Genomic DNA, 2,376 nt, shown 5'->3' on the forward strand with positions numbered 1-2,376 from the left:
GCTCTTAGCTCAGTTGGTTAGAGCAGCGGACTCATAATCCGTTGGTCGCAGGTTCGAGTCCTGCAGGGCCCACCATATTCAAATTCTTTTCCATAAGAAAAAATCTGTACAATTCGTCTAGATAGTGATGTTATGGATTATTTTAAATCAATGGGAAAAGGCTACCAAACAAAAATTAATTCTGTCCTTAGAGAGTACAAGCGCTGCCATTAAGAAAATCATCCTCGACAGTTGCCTTATCGTAACTTTTAACCTTTGACATAGCTCAATGCGTCTTTAAAGGTATGAATACCTGCTTCAGGGCGAGTCGCATGCTCACTTAGGAATCGGCGATATAGGCGTGCGTTAGGGTAACCATTAAATAAATTAAGCGTATGACGTGTAATATGATTAAGCTTGCGATCAGGTGCTTTTAGCTCTTCTTCAATATAGGGAGTTAAACGCTCAGCAACTTCAAAAGGGGTAAGGTCAAGACTTTCCTCATTATAAAAGAGATGGTCAACGTCTTTAAATAACATTGGGTTGTGGTAAGCTTCGCGCCCAATCATCACGCTATCAACATATTGTAAATGCTGATTGATATTATCTAAAGTTGTTATACCGCCGTTAATGCCAATTAACTGTTTGGGGAATAGTTTTTTAATTTGATAAACCGTGTCATATTGTAAGGGCGGGATTGTACGATTCTCTTTGGGGCTTAAGCCATTTAGCCAGCCTTTTCGTGCATGAATACAAATAAAATCAGCCTTAGCATCGACAATACCTTGGATAAAGTACACAAGCTCTTCAAAGCTATCTTTATCGTCAACGCCAATGCGACATTTTACTGAAACAGGGATGTTAACCGCTTGTTTTAAGGCATTAACACATTCAGCAACGAGCTCAGGCTTATACATCAATGATAGTCCAAAATCGCCACGTGAGACGCGATCACTCGGACAGCCAACATTCAAATTGATTTCGTTATAACCTAAGTCTTCAGCAAGTTTAGCGCAAAAGATGAGATCATTTGGGTTGTTGCCACCTAATTGTAATGTCAATGGACTTTCCTCTGGTGAGTACTGCAATAAGCGTTCACGTGGTCCATGAATGATCGCATTGGCTGTAATCATCTCCGTGTAAAGCATGGTTTTTTTGGTGATTAGGCGCATTAAATAACGATAATGCCTATCTGTCCAATCGATCATTGGTGCGATACAAAGGGTGCGATTAAGTGGTTGTGTCATCGGTATTCTATTTATTCAAAACTTAAGAAAGCTATGGTAAAACATTCCCTGTAATTGTAAATGGAATAGGTGATTTATTTGCCATAAAGACTAGTTTTATCAAATTGTATTTTATATGCTCGATGGGTTTTGGGAAAAATGAGAAATGATAAAGGGGGGCGATATGCTACTACAAGTCAATAACTTATTAACCGTTGCCATTGCTATTTTAGTACTATTGGTTGGGATTTTTATTCAAAAGCGTGTGAGTATATTAAGTCGTTTTTTTATACCTGCCCCTGTTGTCGGTGGATTGCTTTTTTCTATATTGCTCGCTGTACTTAGTTATTTTGATTATATACATATTAATTTTGATGCATCAGCTCAGAAATATTTTATGTTGATATTCTTTTCAACGATTGGCTTTGCCGCGAGTTTGCGTTTTTTGTTTATTGGTGGCAAGGCCGTATTGATCCTATTTGCCTGTATGTGCGTGCTGGTTGTTTTACAAAATAGCTTGGGTGTATCATTGGCGATGTTGCTTGATATGCCGACAGCTTTTGGTTTGGCTAATAGCTCGATTACGATGATCGGAGGGCATGGCACGGGGTTAGCATTTGCTGAGACGTTGCAAAGTGACTTTGGATTGCAAAATGCAGCAACGATTACAGCAGCGGCAGCAACGGTGGGGTTGATTGCAGGAAGTCTTTCAGGAGGGCCAGTTGCAAAGTTTCTCATGCGTAAATATAAGCCAGAAGTCACGGGCAAAAAAATGGATGCGGAAAGTCTTAAGAAACTGCAACTACATAAACCAAGTAAGATTTCTCAAGAGGGTGTCTTTAATGCAGTGATTATGATTGCGTTAGCAATTGGTTTTGGCAGTATTTTTTCGGCATGGTTTAAGTCACTTAATATCATTTTACCTGATTATATTGGTGCAATGTTGGCAGCGGCAATCTTGCGTAATTGCTCAGATATTACTGATTGGTATGAGGTCAAGCACACTGAGTTGCAGGTCTTAGGTGCTATTTCACTTTCTATTTTCTTATCGATGGCGCTGATGCAAATGAAGCTGTTGGCACTTGTGAACTTAGCGATTCCAATGCTAGTGATCTTATTTGCACAAGTGGTATTAATGGTGCTATTTGCCATTTTTGTGATTTATAAATTA

At 39.2% G+C, this 2,376-nt stretch carries 3 protein-coding genes; 2 read left to right on the forward strand and 1 reads right to left on the reverse strand.

The window, feature by feature from the left end; genetic code table 11:
• The first annotated feature begins 111 nt into the window (after positions 1–111).
• On the forward strand, positions 112–213 hold the full coding sequence (locus ACY10D_RS07570; RefSeq protein WP_487000151.1) for a BrnA antitoxin family protein: 102 nt from the start codon (positions 112–114) through the stop codon (positions 211–213).
• 35 nt (positions 214–248) lie between these two features.
• On the opposite strand, the gene dusA is transcribed toward ACY10D_RS07570, so the two are convergent.
• Positions 249–1,226 (reverse strand): tRNA dihydrouridine(20/20a) synthase DusA, encoded by a 978-nt coding sequence (dusA, locus tag ACY10D_RS07575; protein ID WP_487000149.1) that lies wholly within the window; start codon positions 1,224–1,226, stop codon positions 249–251.
• Between the two features lie 163 nt (positions 1,227–1,389).
• On the opposite strand from dusA, the gene ACY10D_RS07580 reads away from it, so the two are divergent.
• Positions 1,390–2,376 (forward strand): sodium/glutamate symporter (locus ACY10D_RS07580; RefSeq protein ID WP_487000150.1); only part of this gene is annotated, 987 nt, incomplete at its 3' end.

It is taken from the genome of Cysteiniphilum sp., assembly GCF_057495195.1.